Here is a 14,488-nt window from a genome sequence, read left to right on the forward strand (position 1 = left end):
CACGGCAAGTCGGCAACAGCCCGGTCTCCGGATGCGTTGTCGCTGTTTGTGGAAGGCGACGGGGCAGCTTTGCGTTCCCCAACCGGACATTCGCAAGTTTTCGGCCCGATCTGCAATGCGCTCATTCGCTGCTTGATGTGCGAAAGTCTAAATTGGGCGGGAAGCGGACGTTCGCGGCAGTTGGAACGAAGGACCGAAAAGAGGCGGAGAGCGGCCTGACCACTTCCAGCCGAACCAGTTGAAAAGCTGCCGTTCATCGAACCTCAATGCTGAAGGCGGTTTTGGGGCCAGAAGTACTCAAACAGCTTTTATTCAGAGCTAAGCAGTGGCAGCCCGCCGCGCCTTACGATCGCTCTTTCTGCTCCGACGCGGCAAACGTCGTCTGGCTGGTACCGAGCCTCGACCTGGAAAGCGATTATCAATCTGATTGAGGGTGTCACGAGCAGTATAAGCGTTTAGGTACAGAAGCTGTTCAAAGAGCTTTATCCCTTCATCTCGCGTGTCAGGTGAAAGCCGGTGAAGCGTGATCGCCAGATCGACAAGTTCTGGCGCGGCGGAGGCAGTATCCGTCGCCATATCCGCAAGTTCAGCTTTCCATTTTTCAGTGAGAGCAAGCGCTAAGCGTGCAACGAGGCCGGCCTTGTGCGGCAGCAAAGTTTGAAGCCTTTCCACGACAAAGGTTGGATAGACCGTTTTTTGCCGCGGAATTTCGTCCGCAATCACTTCAAGCAGGCGGGACCAATCGGGCGTTGGCTCGATTTCGTCGACGAGCCGGAAGATGTCCATGACAACACCCCACGGCTCTTCCTCATGGAGCGCAATAATGCGGATTAGCAGATCGGCTGGCAGATTCGTTTTGCCGATGTCAGACCAGACATTTATGCAAGCGTAGGCAGCGCCTGTGCGCGCCTGTTCTGGCGCGGCGGTAACAATGTATTCAATCAGTGGATCAGTCCAAGTGAGTTTGGGCTGCATGAGCCACACAAGGGTAGTAATCTCACCAAAGGCTTGTTGCATCCGTGGCTGAGACATCGCCTTCCAGTTTTCCATCATTTGATGGATGAAGTCGGGAATGTTCCAGTGCAGATAGGCGAAGCTTATAGCAGTTTCACGTGTATGGACGAGATTCGGGTATTTCTCATAGAGCTTGGTCAAAAATGCGGACAGCTGCGCGGTGTCCTTAGGCACCAGATACCGGAAAAACCTGATAAGCGCTGACCAGACGCGTTCATCTTCATCCATTTCCAAGTGCTTACTCAGGATCGCAAGGGCTCGTTCGGGATCACGCCGAGCGAGCAAAACTCGAACAATGGATTCGAGAATGGGATAATTCCCCTGAGGCAAAGTCGACCCGCCTCCCATGCCCCATAAGATGCTTTCGACTCTCTCGCTCTTGTCGCGCCCGCCTACATCGCTGATGACTTCCGCAAGAAGATCCTCATCTTCGTCTGGTTCTTCCGGCTCGACTTGCGTTGGCGGCGCGAGCCAACTCATCAGCCTGTCTAATGTCACGTCATCGATCGCTATGTCACGGCGGATCAAGCGCTCTATTGCCCTTGCGGCATTGCCACGAAACTCCTCCCCTCCGAAACCCTGATCGTCGAGGTCCGCAAGCGTTTTGACTATAAGGTTGGGATCGGCCTGTTCTGCCATCGTATCGAGCGCATAGCCCGCTGCCCGGCTACCGGTTTCTGGGGTGAGCTTGGACAACAATGAAACAACACGCTCAGGATCAGTTTTAGCGTACTCCGCCAACGCGCGAGAAAGTTGGATGTTGCCCCCCTTTTCCCATGTCTTCGGATTGTCCCAATCCGTGGCATCAGGCAATTCGTTAAAGGCGTTTATGACATCGTCATCACTAGCAAGACCGATTTCCTCGGACGACATCGGTGATCCAATAGACATCGGGCCGCTAAAGGTAGAGCCTCGTTTAGAAACGCCAAACCGCCGCTGCTCTTCGGCTATGAATCGTAAGATTTCTTGCGATAAACGGTCTTGTGGTAGTTCCTCGAGCAGTTCAAGCCTCAGTTTGGCTGTATCGCGGATAACGTGCTTGCGCTGGGAAGCATCAAAGCCTTCTTCAGGCTCTGGCGTATAGGCACGCACCGTCTTTATGAATAGAGCCAACTCTCCATCCGTCCAGAAAGGTGATGCCCTCCGTACCAGACGCTTAGAGGTTTCCGACAGGTCTTCGATATTTCCAAGGTGGAAACGCCGTTGATCGTGTAGGAAGAACTCAAATGACCTTGATGCGTAGCGTTCTGCTTCCACAGCGAGCGCGTTTGCAAAAAGCCGCTGCGCAGGCTCAGCGTTCTCAGCTCCATGAACGGCGAGCCAATCAATGAACCCATTGCCTTCTGCAGCAGCCAATGTTTCGAGGGCGACACGAAGTGCTCCCAAGATCGGACGCTCTGGCAGGTTTAGCGTTCCCTCCTCTTCAAATCGAAGATCTAGACCCCATACCGGAAAGCGTCTGGTTACTTTGCCTTTCTCATACCCTCGGAGAAGTTCCAGGAGATTGTGAAACCAAGGCCAGACCTCGTGCAGAAACACCTCAGGCGCTGCCTTCGCGAGCGCTTCAAGGGAGTCCCATCCGTCACCCTCTTCAGCGGATTTCTCCAGAGCATGCCCGGGCGTTTGAAGGGAAAACACGATCCTGTTTTGCTCGTCTTGCACCTCAGGTAACGCCGCCCGACGTTCGGCCTCAGCGCTCGCCTCCGAAAGTTTTACCGTCAGTCTGTGCGCAGCGAGTTTGATCGCATATTCCGGTTGTTCGGCTCCGACCGTCATCAGCAGGCCATCGAATGCAAACGGTGCGATGTTAGTTCGGTCGATGATTCTTTTTGCTGCCTCTAGGTGCCGTGTTGACCATGGGCTCGCGTCTTCAAGGACATACCAGGAATATGTGTCAAACTGCTGGTCGGGCAGCCAGTTTTCTTCAATGAGTTCGATGACATCCTCTACGGCTCCTGCACGCATGAGAATAGGAACAGCTATACCTGCCTCACCGGGATCTTTCATCGCTTGAGCGATGTGTGTGTTCTTCAGTCGGTGGAACCACCCCGGACTTTCGGAAATGGATTGCAGCGCGATCCGTCTTTGCGCAGGAGAGGACAGCGCTTCGCCAAGTATGACCGCCTCCATTTCCGTCGGTTTCGTCTGCTGTCCGATAAACTCAACCAAGAGCAGCTGTAGGTGGTCGCGAAGGTTTTCACTATCCCAGAGGCTCTTGATTTCTCCCTCATAGGTTGGGAGTTCAACCGCGCGCAGATAAGTCAGGCTGGCCCAAAGTTTAGGACGAACAAAAAGCGATCCTTCGCGGCTTAGGACGTAGGCGGTCAATTCGCCGGGATTCTGTGCGAAAAGTCGTGCGAGCGCATACTCGAACACTGTCTGGTGAGAAAACCCTATGCTCGCTGGTGTGTCTGGAGGTGTGCTTAGAATCGCGTTTGCGAGTAGTATCTCTATCTCCTGCACTCGGTCGTCGTAGCGCGCGCGACTAACCCAAAGAACTTCTTTCTCCGCCATGTCCTCAGCGATCCTGCTTGCCAGTTTCACAACTTCGGGACCGTTTGGAGCTTTCAGCAGCCGTTCTTGCCAAAGCATTTCAAGCATCGAATGATATTTGAGGAACGGCTCCTTCTGGGAGGAGTTGGGAAGCTTCAGGAAAGTCGCTAGTTGCTGCGGAGTACGCAGGAGGTCCTGTGCGTCGGCGGGCCAAGCGGCCGCATTGATCCCCTTTTCCTTCAAAAGTTTTTCGATTTCGCTCCACGCTGGAAGCTCAAGGTTGAGGCTAGAGGCTTGTACGCTCTTCAGACGCGCGTCATGCTCGTACTCAAACGTTCTCGCGGAGAGAACAATTTTGATATTACGCGCCGACGCAAGTTGCCGAACCAGGTTCAAGAGGACGCTTAAGCGCCCAGTCTGCAGGTCGAGATAACCTGCTAGAGCGTCTAGCTGATCAATAATGAGAACGACGGGTCTAACTTGGGCGAGATCGGTAAGCATCGTGGACGGAAGGGAGGGTAACGCGAGAACGGCGCGCAAATCCTCTTCGGACTTTACAGATGCATCCAACAGGTCAGCTTTGATCGCCAAAAACGGAGTGCCATTCGCCTTGAGAGTATCGGCCAGCTTGGCCAGCAAGGATGTTTTGCCGGACCCAGGCTTTCCTAGAAGGACCATTGCCGTTGAATCATGGCCGTCTATCGCAGCGATCAATGTCGTGAGCTCTGGCCGCGTGATAGATGTTCCATCTGGCAGCGTCTGCGGCCAGTTTAAAAGCGGCTGTGAGGCTGCGAGAAGCTTTGTTCCGATTTCGTCCGCGCTTCGGAATTCTTCCACCGTACTTACGCCGAACACTCGCACAGCAGAGCGCTCTTCCAGTGCATTGGCGAACTCAGTTGGATTCAACTTGTCCCATCTGGACTTGAGCATACTGATGAAGAGGTGGAAGGAGCCCTCTTCCGTGCCTACAATCTCCGCTGTTTCGTCATCAGATGCACTGCGGAACGCCGCGAGCAGTTGATCACGGCGTTCCGCAGGATAGTCTGCTGCAGACCCCGGCAAGTGCTCCACGACCTCAGTTCGCTCGGCATTCTCTTCAGGGTTAGCCAGTGTTGGTGCGGCTGGTGGATTAGTTGGAGTAACAATTGCTTGAGCATACAGTGATGGAGACTCTTGTGTTAGACTCCACACATCAAGAAGCTCGAGTGCGAATGCGGTGGCGTGCCCAGCCGCTATAGGCTGGTGTATCTTGTCGAGCTTCTGCTCCTTGTGCTCACGATCGTCGGAAACGCCGCGAATGACTATACAAGGCGTGAGTTCCCGCTCGGCGGCGAACAGCGCGCCGTACCCTTCCATCTCAAGGCCTGTCGCATCCTGATAGGTCTGCGAAATATGCTCCTCAAGGGCAGAATCGGGATCTGCTGAAACCGAGTTTACTGAAACGATTGGGCAAACGACCGCGTCTGGCGGGAAGGGCTCAGGATAGTTCTTCTCACCCGGACTCGTGTCTGCATAGGGAGGCGCGATTCTTGCCTGCCACTTCGCATCGCGAACAACCTTTTGTGCAAGGGCGTGAAGGATAGGATTGGCATGCAGCATGCGCGAACGCGCCTGAAATTTCCCGTCCTTGTACTTGCCGACTTCGGCGAGATAAACATGGCGTGATACCATCACCGAACCTACCGGGGCGTCGTCGGGTTTGCGTGTGGCAGCTACTCCCACGAAGAAGATGATCTCGAATGGGCCGAATTCCTGAAGGGCGTTTTTGACGAAAATGCCCGCAGGCAAAACTTCAGCGCCGCTTTCACCCGTCACCACTAGCCATTCTTGACCCGAGGCGCTGAATTGCTCGAACTCGAACACGGCATCTTTGTTGGCCGTCATGACGGAGCCAAGATGATTTAGGTGCGCTCTGACAGCGGCAAGCTCCAGCGGCAGCGCTGTGATGATCAGCGCCTTCCTCATGCCCCGTGCTTCGGCGTCGCTCAGAAGCTTTTCTGCGGACTCAAACATGCTCACCCCACTCTGGCGGGTTGCGTTCCGCGAGTGCCCAACTGCAATAAACAAATGTCATTGGTGCAGTATAGGGCCGCCTAAAAAAGCTTCAACGGTTAGTTGTGTGCCCAGAATTCTGACAAACGGCGCACTGCTGACGACTGGCTCGGACCGCTGCCAGCGTCTGCTATTAGGAAGTTGCAAAAACGGTCGGACGGCTGAATGGGCGGCACGAAGCCGACATTAATTGAGCCCCTGCCCTATTGCAGCTTTGGGCCGGAAGCGCCAGCGCATTCAGGGCAGACGAATGTCAGCTAAACCCAATTGGCGCAAGCAACCCGCCAGTCCCCTCTCGTCCCCATTCCGGTCATCCCCCTCGTCACATCCCCGTCTCCCCTGTACCCTGCTTTTCGTCCCGGCAAACGGGGTGACCCGGTAACGTCCACCACGGGAGGCGGTCGTGATTCAGCTTGCTTCGGTTTTTGCAAAGCCCCTGCTGGGGAAACTTGGTGTCGGTGATGAGGCCAGGGAGAGGTTTGAGGCGTTGCAGAAGGCGGTGACGGGGGACACGGGCACAGCCTGGATTCCGCTGTCGCGCCCCTCCGCGACGCTCGATTTTTCCACCCACCGGCTGATGGTGTCCGACATCCACAACAGTGGCGAGATCGGCCCGGAGAAAGACGCGGTCACCTGGAAGGAGTTCGTCTGGACGTCGGATCAGGCCATCAAGGACTGTGTCCTGCACAAGATCTCCTGGCGGTTCTACGAGAACGGACTGATTTGCCTGGAGGTTTGCGGCAGCAAGGATGCGGTGGGCCTGGATGGCAGTGACCTGATCGGCCACCGGCTGGAGCTGCGCGACGACACCGGCTTCCTGATCGGCATCTGGGCCGCCGCCTTCCTGATCGTCAAGGACACCGAACGGCGCAGCTTCCAGACCTCCACCGAGGATGACCACAAGCTGTTGAAGCTGCATTTCGGCAAGCTGGCCGAACAGCAGACCGGCATCGCCTTCCGCATCTGACCGGGCTTTGAGTGCTGAAGCAATCTCTGCCGCCGAACGCCTGCCGTCAGGTGGGGATCAGCGTTTCAGCGATTGCCTTGGCGGTTCTGGAGGCGGCCGGCATGCCGCGCACCTGAGCGGTGGCGATGGCGCCTTCCTTCAAAAGGGCGAGCTGTTCGGCAAGGGCTGCAGGGTCTTCGGCTCCCGCCTGCCGGCACAGCGGCTCCAGATAATCGACAATCCTCTGCTTGTGTTCCGCCGCCGTGCGGTGGATCGGGTGCTGATGGTCACCGAACTCGCTCGCGGCATTGATGAAGGCGCAACCATGAAAACCGAGCCCCTTGAAGGCACGGCCGTTGAACCACTCCTCCAGCGCGTCGAACATGGCCAGAAGGCGGTCTCTGGGCCGGGGCGAGGCTTTTTCCATTTCACCCATCAGCCAGTTGCGGAACTGCTCGTCCCGGCGGTTGAGCGCGGCCAGGATAAGCTCCTCCTTTGAGCGGAAGTGCTTGTAGAGCGTCATCTTGGCCACCCCAGCCTCTGCGAGGATCTTGTCAATTCCGGTCGCATTGAACCCGCGCGTGTAGAACAGCCTGAGGGCGGTATCCACGAGCTCGTCTCGGCGTGATTGCACCATCATCTCCATATACAGACAGGTTTGTCTGTTTTTCTATCCTGTTCGCCCCCTTCCCGTCCATCCCCACACAAGGATATCACGCCTTATTGACAAATAGACAGACCTGTCTGTATAAAATTCCTCAACGTCACGTTTTCGATCAGGAAGGCGGTTGTCATGTCCGGAATACAGATCGCGGTACACGCTCTTGCCGACGCGGGCACTTGCCCCGGACACCGGCGTCTGGTCTCAAGCATTGCCCTTGGTGGTGAACCCGCATCCGGCGTGTGTTCTGCGACAGTGCAAGATCAGGCCCCTTCCTCGGTGCGCCCTTCAGCACGGAGGGGCTGACGATGGCCAGTATCATTTCCGCCTTTGCCCGCGCCATGGCCGCCACCGCCGGCTTGACCATGACCAGTGACGGCAAGCTAGTCTCGGCCGACGGCACCGTCCGCCACGTCGTGCATACCGAGGACGGCCGGATACCGGATACGGCCCATTTCGAATTGTTAGACTGGATCCGCAGTTGGTACCCGGACGAGGCAGGACTGGTGTTTGCCTATGCACGGAACATCAAGGCAGACGATCTCGGTGTTCTGGGCCTTGCCCTGAAAACAGCACCGACCCTCCGCAACACGTTGCATCTGATCGAGCGCTACTTCCGGCTGGTGACCGACACGGCCGTCTACTGCCTTGAGGAAGACGGACCGCTTGCTGTCTTCTCCATTGCCGGGCAGACCTCGCCCCAGCCGATCCTGCATCTTCGCAACGAATGTGCCCTTGCCGGCTTTGCCCATAATCTGGCGTCTCAAATTGGCCCGCGCCTGCAGATTGAGGCGGTCACCTTTCGCCATCCCTGCAGGGGCGCGGCAGAGCGCTACGCGGAATTTTTCGGCTGCCCGGTCCGCTTTGGTGCGGCGCAGGACGCAATTGTGATGCCCCGCCCGATGCTGGATCTGCCGAACCGGCTTGGCGATCAGGGCGTCTGCACCTTCCTGACGGACCATCTTGATACGGAAATCGACGCGCTTCCCGCCGGCAGTGCACTGACGCGCGATCTCCTGAACCGTCTGTCAAAAACCCTCAGCAGCGGCGTGCCTTCCGCAGCCGAGATTGCACGCGATCTCGGCATGAGCGAACGCACGCTCTATCGCCGCCTTGCGGAGGAAGGTCTGACCTATCGCGACATGCTGCGCGAGGCACAGACGAAACTGGCCCGGGAACTGCTGGCCGGCAGCAGCTGCTCTATTGCCGAAATTGCCTTTCTGACCGGCTTTTCCGAACAGAGCACCTTCACCCGCGCCTTCAAGCGCTGGGTCGGCCAGCCACCAGCACAATTCCGCCAGCAGGCCGTAATCGCCTGAAGCCACCGGCGGCTATCAGCTTCCGAAAGCCCCGTTAAAGCCCTCCCCCGCGGGACACGGACAGACCCGGCCAACCCTGGCCGGGTTTGGCGTGTTTGCTCGCTTTTGGCAGGTTTCACCAAGCTTGGCAGAAAGGGCCAAAACAGTGGCAGGCCCGGCCGATACCGCAAGGCCTCTCCCGGCGTATTCAAAGGTCATCGAACGACGGAGCGGTCATCACCGGGCACTTTCCCGCAGCGCTCCAGGGCTTTTGAGACAAGGAGCGCCAAATGATTATCGAACAGATCACGGCCCGCAGTCCGGCCAGGCATGATCATGCATCGTCACACATTCCGGCAGCGTTGCCCCGGCAAGACAAGACGGGCGACAGCAACGCCTATGGCAGAACACTTTCCATCGTCGCCCACGACCTGCGCGGCCCGTTATCCAACCTCTCGTTGCTGATCGAGGACATCGCGCAATGCGCCACCTGGGAAGGCCAGCCCGCCATTGCGGACAACGCCGCAAAGGCTGACCGCATTCTCCAGCACCTGACCAGCAGTCTCAGCGCCCTGGTCAGGCGTGGTAAGGAAGGCAGGGATCCGCTCTCCTGCGTGCTTCGACCGATCGATCTGGCAGAGGTTCTGGCGCTTGCAGTCGCCGTCAATCAGCCCCTCGCCCGCCGTCATGCGGTCGACCTCCAGATTGACGCGGCCTCCCCCTGCCTGATCTGCGGCGATGCAGAGCTGCTGTTCGAGGCCTTCGACAATCTCATCGGCAATGCCGTGCACCACAGCCCGGACAAAGGCACTGTTCTGTGCGCGATCACACCTGTGGAAGACGGCAGCGTGAGCGTGCGCATCAGCGACCAGGGTCAGGGTTTTACCGCCGCCGATATTGCCCGGGCCTTCCGCCCCTTTACGCAACTTTCCGCCAAGGCCACCCGGCCCGGGCCTTCCTCCGGCCTCGGTCTCTGGATCGCGCGGCTGATTGCCGAACGGCACGGCGGCAAGATTGCCGCCCAGAACGGTGGACGGGGCAAGATTGCCGCCCAGAACGGTGGACGGGGCAAGATTGCCGCCCAGAACGGCGGACAGGGCGAGATTGCGACCCAGTACGGTGGCGGAAGCAGCGATAGAGGCGCAGTGCTGACCGTGCGCCTGCCGGCCCTGCCCGCCAATGACGCGAAACCGGCCTCGATCCGCCGGAAGGTTCCCGAACGAGCCTGCAAGGCACGAGACTTCGCAGCAGTCTGATTTTCAGCTTTCCGGCACAGGTAAGCCGGTGCCGGCCTCATGGAGCGTGGCCAAGCCCGATGCCGCCCCGGCCCCGTTGCCGGGAACGGGAGAGCCGTGCCTTCGGGCACCGGAAAATAGGCCACGAACCTGACAGCGTTTCGAGGTGATGCGCTGTCCACCTCAAGTCCCGTCCAACCCAAGCAAAGGAGACTTCAATTGGACAATGAACATGACAAGACCTGCGGTTGCTGCGTAACACCGGAAACGGTCGACCACGCCCGCCGCCGCCTGCTTGCAGGTGCTGCAGGCGCGGCAACGGCAGGAGCCGTAGCCATGGCCACCGGCTCGGCAACAGCTGCAACCGAAGAAGCACGCGCTCTTTATGCCGATCCGGAAAAGCCTGGCCTGCCGCAGATCGACATGGAAATTGCCGCCGGGCGCACCGCGCTCGTCGTCACCGATCCGCAGATCGACTTCCTCTCCGAAGATGGCGTCACCTGGGGTGTCGTTGGCGAAAGCGTCACCGAGCAGGGCACGGTCGACAACATCGAACGGCTGTTCAAGGCGGCCAAGGCCGCATCGATGCCGGTGTTCATTTCGCCCCACTACTACTATCCGCACGACCACAAGTGGCAGTTCGAGGGCACGTTGGAAAAGACCATGCATTCCATCGGCATGTTCGATCGCCCGGGCCCGCTTTCCCTGGAAAACTTCGAAGGCTCCGGCGCCGACTGGATGCCGCAGTACAAGAAATACATCGAGGACGGTGAAACCGTCATCTGCTCGCCGCACAAGGTCTACAGCCCGGCGCAGAACGACCTGAACCTGCAGCTGCGCAAGCGCGGCATCGACAAGGTGATCCTGGCCGGCATGTCCGCAAACCTGTGCACGCAGGCCCATCTTTATGAACTGCTGGAACTCGGCTTCGAAGTGGCGGTGGTTCGTGATGCGACCGCAGGCGCCAAGGTGCCCGAGGGCGACGGGTATCTCGCTGCCATCATCAATTTCCGCATGGTCGCCAATGGCGTCTGGTGGACCGACGACGCGGTCGAACGCATCGCCCGTTCCGCCTGACCGGCACTTCCCCTCCAAACCGACTCCCCCAACCCAAGACTGGATCAAACCGATGAAACTCAAATTTGCCCTTCCGGCCCTGGCCGCAGCCCTTGTTCTGTCCACCGCCGCCCTTGCCGCCGATGAATACAACGTTGCCAACGGCCTGACGCTCAATGGCAACCCGCTCGGCATGCACGGCATCGACCCGGTGTCGATGTTCGCTGGCAAAACGCCGGGCGCAGGGGACGCTGTCCACACCTCCAGCCATGACGGCGTCGATTATTACTTCGCGACGGCCGAAACCAAGGAACAGTTCGACGCTGCGCCGGAAAGCTTCCTGCCGCAATTCGGCGGCTTCTGTGCCTTCGGCATCTATGTCGGCAAGAAACTCGACGGCGACGTCCGGTTCGCCGACATCGTCGACGGCAAACTGTACCTCTTCGTCAATGCCGTTATCTTCGACAAGTACCTGGAGCAGAAGGACGAAGTCCTCGCCGGCGCTTACGCCAAGTGGCCGGAAATCCGCGAAACAGCCATCGGTGATCTCTGATCTCCCTTAGCGTTTCACAAGGACGAGCCCCGGCCCGGGGCTCGTCTTCCGTTTTGCGCGTCGACGCGTCTCACTGGGCCGTCCAGCCACCGTCAACCGGGATCGTCACGCCCGTTACGTTGTGGGCGATCGGGCTGCACAGCCAAAGCGCCAGAGCACCGATCTCAGACGGGTCGGACGTGCGGTGAGACGGTTGCTTTTCCGCCAGAAGATCGGCAACACCCTTGTCGCGATCGCCGCCATGAAGTGCGGCGCGGGCGGCCACCTGCGGCTCTATGATTGCGGTCTCCGTCCAGCCGGGCGCGATACAATTGACAGTCACCCCGCCCGAGGTTCTTGAACCACTTGCCGCATACTCCAGCGCCGCAACCTTGCTCATGCCGACGACACCGAATTTCGAGGCCACGTAGGGCGCCTTGTTGACCGAGGCGACCAGCCCGTGCACCGAGGCAATGTTGACGACCCGGCCAAAGCCGCGTTCCGCCATCGCCGGCAGGGCGAGGCGCATCGTGTGGTAGACACCCGAAAGATTGACGCCGATGATGGCATCCCAGGTGGCGACATCCGCCTCGGCAAAGCTGACGGTCTTCTGGATACCGGCATTGTTGACCAGGATATCCGGCCCACCCCAGGCGGCAACGTCAGCCATCATCGTCTCGACTGCGGCCACGTCGCGCATGTCGGCGGCAAAGAACCGGGCATCCGGTGCCCCCGCAGCCCTGATCCGGGCCACCACCGCTTGCGCCTCCTCCGGGCTCGCCAGACCGTGGACGCCAACACGCGCGCCCGCACCCGCCAGAGCCTCGGCGATTGCCAGGCCTATGCCCTGCACAGAACCCGTGACGAGAGCTGTTTTTCCGGTGAGATCTGTCATGCCGTTTCCTCCGTTTCAAGCTGTTGTCTCAACTCCGTTTTCAGGATCTTGCCGTAGTTGTTTTTCGGCAGGGTTTCCGGAAAGTGGTAGTTTTTCGGCCGCTTGAACCGGGCAATCCGGTCCAGGCAGAGCGTGTCCAGCTCTGCCGCGCTCACGCTCTGGCCCGGGTGACATGCAACAAAGGCGACAACGACCTCGCCCCATTCGGGGTCCTGCCGGCCGATGACCGCAACCTCATGCACAGCCGGATGCGTCAGCAGCACTTCTTCCACTTCGCGCGGGTAGATGTTGGAGCCGCCTGAGATGATGACGTCCTTGGACCGGTCCTGCAGCGTGACGTAGCCATCCTCATCCATGCGGCCGACGTCTCCCGTCCACAGCCAGCCATCGCGAATGGTCTGCGCGGTCGCTTCCTCGTTCCGCCAGTAGCCCTGCATCACCGTGTCGCCGCGCGCGGCAATTTCTCCGACCTCACCGCGAGGCAGCTCGTGGCCTTCGCTGTCGACAATGGCAACGCGCACCACCGACTGGGCCGTGCCGACGGAATTGAGCCGCTCGCGCCAGCGCGGATGCGTGCGATCGCAGACTTCGGCGCGTGGCAGAGCGGTGATGCCCATCGGGCATTCGCCCTGGCCGTAGATCTGCACGAAGCGCGCACCCATCACCTCGACAGCTTCCAGGATATCGGCCTCATACATCGGCCCACCCGCATAAACGATGGTGCGCAGCCCCCGGCCCGTGGTTCCGCAAGCCTTGGCGACATCCACCAGACGGCGCACCATGGTGGGCGCAGCGAACATGGAGATGGAGCCGATCACAGGCGCGATCTGCAGGATTTCGGCGGCGTCGAACCCGCCGCTGACCGGCACGACGTGGCGGGCGCCTTTCATCACGTGCATGAAATTGTAGAGCCCCGCGCCATGGCTCATCGGCGCGGCATAAAGGATCGCATCCTGCGGTTTGACGTCGTCGACATCGACAAAATAGCTCAGCGCCATCGAGGCAAGATTGCCGCAAGTCAGCATCACGCCCTTGGGCCTGCCGGTGGTGCCGGAGGTGTAGAACAGCCAGGCGAGGTCCGAAGGATCCAGAGGCTCGGGCAAGGTTTGCGGTGCTGTCCGGCACATGGCGCCGAATTCGGGACTGTCGAGCGAGACAAGACGCACGCCATCCGGCAGAAGTGGCGCCAACAATCGGCCAGTCTTTCTGTCGGCAAAGACAAGCCGCGCACCGGAGTTTTCCACCATCCAGGCAGCTTCTTTCTCGTGCAGCTTGGCATTTATCGGCACGGCTGCGGCGCCGCACCACCAGATGCCGTAAAGCGCTTCCAGATACCGGGTGGAATTTGAGGCAAACAGCGCGACCCGATCCCCCTTGCCGATACCGTGTCCGGCAAGCGCTGCGCTGATGGCTCCTGCGCTGCGGGCAAACTCCAGATAGGTCGCCTTGCGCTCGGTTCCCTGCAGCAATGCCGGGCTCTGCGGGCTTCGGGCCGCCGTCCGGTATAACCATTCTGCCGGATTCATTCTGTTCTCTCTCCCCCGTTATTTCGTCCGGGCTGGGCCAGTGCAACGGTCGCAATTCCTTGTTTGCTCGCGACATCCAAGCCTAACGCCTCCCGGCCCCTCCCTCGTCCCTTCGGCCCGCTGTTTCTTCCGGGCCAGATATGGTTTCCAGAAAAACGGCCCCGCGGAACAGCTATCTGATACTCTTCAAGCCCTTAGAGCGAAAATTCCGTCAAAACACGTAACGGGGAGCCCATGGACGACCTTGCAGCGCTTGCCTTCGACAATGCGCCTGTCGGACTGGCCTTGACCGAAGAGCGCCAGATCAGGCGCTGCAACGCCCGCCTTGCCGATATGTTCGGTTTCCTGCCGGAGGAACTGTCGGGCGCTTCGCTGTCTGTCCTTTACCCCTCTTCGGAAGAATTCCTCCGCATCGGCAAGATCGGGCTGGAACGGATGAAAGGCAGCGGTCGCTACCGGGACGAACGCATTATGCGCCGAAAGTCCGGAGATCTGTTCTGGTGCCGCGTGCGCGGCCAGTCCCTCAACCCCGATGCTCCCTTCGCCCGGGCGGTCTGGAGCTTTGCCGACATCTCCGAAGACCGGCCCCTGGCCGAGATGAGCCTGCGTGAACGCCAGGTGGCAAAACTCCTGGCCGAAGGCAACACCACCAAGGAAATCGCACGTCTGCTCGGGCTGTCACCGCGTACGGTCGAGGTCCACCGCGCACGCCTGATGAAAAAATTCAGTGCCCGCAACAGTCTGGAACTCATCGCCCATATTGCGGGGATACCGCATTAG

Annotated in this window: 10 protein-coding genes; 6 read left to right on the forward strand and 4 right to left on the reverse strand. The window is 59.3% G+C overall.

Going from position 1 to position 14,488, the window contains the following annotated elements; translation table 11 throughout:
- Nucleotides 1–318: 318 nt before the first annotated feature.
- Nucleotides 319–5,520: a phosphorylase family protein gene (locus ACYQ54_RS03795; protein WP_460079490.1), complete on the reverse strand. Its 5,202-nt coding sequence runs from the start codon at nucleotides 5,518–5,520 to the stop codon at nucleotides 319–321.
- 442 nt (nucleotides 5,521–5,962) lie between these two features.
- Between ACYQ54_RS03795 and ACYQ54_RS03800 the strand changes: the two genes are divergently transcribed.
- Nucleotides 5,963–6,526 carry a hypothetical protein gene (locus tag ACYQ54_RS03800; protein ID WP_460079491.1) on the forward strand — a complete coding sequence of 188 codons (564 nt, stop codon included), beginning with the start codon at nucleotides 5,963–5,965 and terminating at the stop codon, nucleotides 6,524–6,526.
- Between the two features lie 46 nt (nucleotides 6,527–6,572).
- Here ACYQ54_RS03800 and ACYQ54_RS03805 read toward each other — a convergent pair whose 3' ends face one another.
- Nucleotides 6,573–7,142 (reverse strand): TetR/AcrR family transcriptional regulator, encoded by a 570-nt coding sequence (locus ACYQ54_RS03805; protein WP_460079492.1) that lies wholly within the window; start codon nucleotides 7,140–7,142, stop codon nucleotides 6,573–6,575.
- Between the two features lie 332 nt (nucleotides 7,143–7,474).
- Here ACYQ54_RS03805 and ACYQ54_RS03810 point away from each other — a divergent pair, with 332 nt between their 5' ends.
- From ACYQ54_RS03810 to ACYQ54_RS03825, 4 genes are all read left to right on the forward strand, one after another.
- Nucleotides 7,475–8,485 carry an AraC family transcriptional regulator gene (locus tag ACYQ54_RS03810; RefSeq protein ID WP_460079494.1) on the forward strand — a complete coding sequence of 337 codons (1,011 nt, stop codon included), beginning with the start codon at nucleotides 7,475–7,477 and terminating at the stop codon, nucleotides 8,483–8,485.
- A 269-nt stretch (nucleotides 8,486–8,754) separates the two neighbouring features.
- Nucleotides 8,755–9,720 (forward strand): sensor histidine kinase, encoded by a 966-nt coding sequence (locus ACYQ54_RS03815; RefSeq protein ID WP_460079496.1) that lies wholly within the window; start codon nucleotides 8,755–8,757, stop codon nucleotides 9,718–9,720.
- Between the two features lie 198 nt (nucleotides 9,721–9,918).
- Nucleotides 9,919–10,776: a cysteine hydrolase family protein gene (locus ACYQ54_RS03820; RefSeq protein ID WP_460079498.1), complete on the forward strand. Its 858-nt coding sequence runs from the start codon at nucleotides 9,919–9,921 to the stop codon at nucleotides 10,774–10,776.
- A gap of 52 nt (nucleotides 10,777–10,828) precedes the next feature.
- Nucleotides 10,829–11,308, forward strand: a complete 480-nt coding sequence (locus ACYQ54_RS03825) for a YHS domain-containing (seleno)protein (protein ID WP_460079501.1) — start codon at nucleotides 10,829–10,831, stop codon at nucleotides 11,306–11,308.
- Between the two features lie 70 nt (nucleotides 11,309–11,378).
- On the opposite strand, the gene ACYQ54_RS03830 is transcribed toward ACYQ54_RS03825, so the two are convergent.
- Both ACYQ54_RS03830 and ACYQ54_RS03835 read right to left on the reverse strand, forming a co-directional pair.
- The gene (locus tag ACYQ54_RS03830) at nucleotides 11,379–12,182 is read right to left on the reverse strand and encodes an SDR family NAD(P)-dependent oxidoreductase (protein WP_460079503.1); all 804 of its coding nucleotides are present in this window, start codon (nucleotides 12,180–12,182) and stop codon (nucleotides 11,379–11,381) included.
- Nucleotides 12,179–13,708 carry a class I adenylate-forming enzyme family protein gene (locus ACYQ54_RS03835; RefSeq protein WP_460079505.1) on the reverse strand — a complete coding sequence of 510 codons (1,530 nt, stop codon included), beginning with the start codon at nucleotides 13,706–13,708 and terminating at the stop codon, nucleotides 12,179–12,181. The genes ACYQ54_RS03830 and ACYQ54_RS03835 overlap by 4 nt, the downstream gene beginning before the upstream one ends.
- Before the next feature lie 234 nt (nucleotides 13,709–13,942).
- Between ACYQ54_RS03835 and ACYQ54_RS03840 the strand changes: the two genes are divergently transcribed.
- Nucleotides 13,943–14,488, forward strand: a complete 546-nt coding sequence (locus tag ACYQ54_RS03840) for a LuxR C-terminal-related transcriptional regulator (RefSeq protein ID WP_460079506.1) — start codon at nucleotides 13,943–13,945, stop codon at nucleotides 14,486–14,488.

The sequence above is a fragment of the Roseibium sp. LAB1 genome, assembly GCF_054658235.1.

Bases quoted from the DNA above. Each gene is read 5' to 3' on its own strand.
- ACYQ54_RS03840 (WP_460079506.1), top strand. From the start codon at position 13,943: ATGGACGACCTTGCAGCGCTTGCCTTCGACAATGCGCCTGTCGGACTG.
- ACYQ54_RS03825 (WP_460079501.1), top strand. From the start codon at position 10,829: ATGAAACTCAAATTTGCCCTTCCGGCCCTGGCCGCAGCCCTTGTTCTG.
- ACYQ54_RS03835 (WP_460079505.1), bottom strand. From the start codon at position 13,708: ATGAATCCGGCAGAATGGTTATACCGGACGGCGGCCCGAAGCCCGCAG.
- ACYQ54_RS03810 (WP_460079494.1), top strand. From the start codon at position 7,475: ATGGCCAGTATCATTTCCGCCTTTGCCCGCGCCATGGCCGCCACCGCC.
- ACYQ54_RS03830 (WP_460079503.1), bottom strand. From the start codon at position 12,182: ATGACAGATCTCACCGGAAAAACAGCTCTCGTCACGGGTTCTGTGCAG.
- ACYQ54_RS03795 (WP_460079490.1), bottom strand. From the start codon at position 5,520: ATGTTTGAGTCCGCAGAAAAGCTTCTGAGCGACGCCGAAGCACGGGGC.
- ACYQ54_RS03805 (WP_460079492.1), bottom strand. From the start codon at position 7,142: ATGGTGCAATCACGCCGAGACGAGCTCGTGGATACCGCCCTCAGGCTG.
- ACYQ54_RS03815 (WP_460079496.1), top strand. From the start codon at position 8,755: ATGATTATCGAACAGATCACGGCCCGCAGTCCGGCCAGGCATGATCAT.